The sequence below is a fragment of the Segatella copri genome (assembly GCF_019127135.1).
Lineage (GTDB): Bacteria > Bacteroidota > Bacteroidia > Bacteroidales > Bacteroidaceae > Prevotella.
In genome coordinates, this window is the sequence record NZ_JAHOEA010000172.1 from 1 (window position 1) to 632 (window position 632).

The 632-nt window shown below is 50.5% G+C and carries 2 protein-coding genes; both read right to left on the bottom strand.

Annotation, left to right across the window (positions count from 1 at the left end; translation table 11 throughout):
- Positions 1–69: 69 nt before the first annotated feature.
- On the bottom strand, positions 70–498 hold the full coding sequence (locus KSW37_RS15705; protein ID WP_217743535.1) for an N-acetylmuramoyl-L-alanine amidase: 429 nt from the start codon (positions 496–498) through the stop codon (positions 70–72).
- A 10-nt stretch (positions 499–508) separates the two neighbouring features.
- The gene (locus KSW37_RS15710) at positions 509–613 is read right to left on the bottom strand and encodes a smalltalk protein (protein ID WP_022120813.1); all 105 of its coding nucleotides are present in this window, start codon (positions 611–613) and stop codon (positions 509–511) included.
- Positions 614–632 lie beyond the last annotated feature (19 nt).

Here is a 632-nt window from a genome sequence, read left to right on the forward strand (position 1 = left end):
ATGCGCCCTAACTTGTTAAATAAAATCGGAGGGATTCTGCTCTTGAAAAGCCCTCTTAATGGAAGAGAATCAGAAAGCATCCAGAAGGTACTGGAGCTTCGTGGCATCAAAACACGGACAGGCTTTCTGAACGCCAGGCAAATCGCGATGACCCAGGATGGTCCGGATGCTAGGAAAACGGTGGTGAAGAGCCTGAATCAGATGCTTCATCGACTCCTTCTGCTTAGGAGTGCGGGTGTCGCTGATGCAGCCCGATGGCGAAAGACCACCCTCGTAACAGATGCCTATGCTGTGCGCATTGTAACCGAGGGCATGAGAGCCCATACGCTCTACCGGGCGACAGGCATGCACCTCTCCATCCAGCGTGATGTAGAAATGGTAGCCGATGTCGCTCCAGCCGTTGTTATGCACATGGTCGTAGCGCAGCATCTTCATCGTATAACGGTGATTGCAGCGGCTACCGCTGCAATGCACCACTATCATATCGATGTCTCTCATAGGCATCCTTCTAAAGTCCACCTGCCGAAACGCCCAACGCCCCGAGGAGAGCTGTCAGTACGGTTACTGCAAACTTGAGAATCTCATTCCATTTCTGCTTGTTCTTTTCTGTCATAATCTATTCTGTTTTAAAA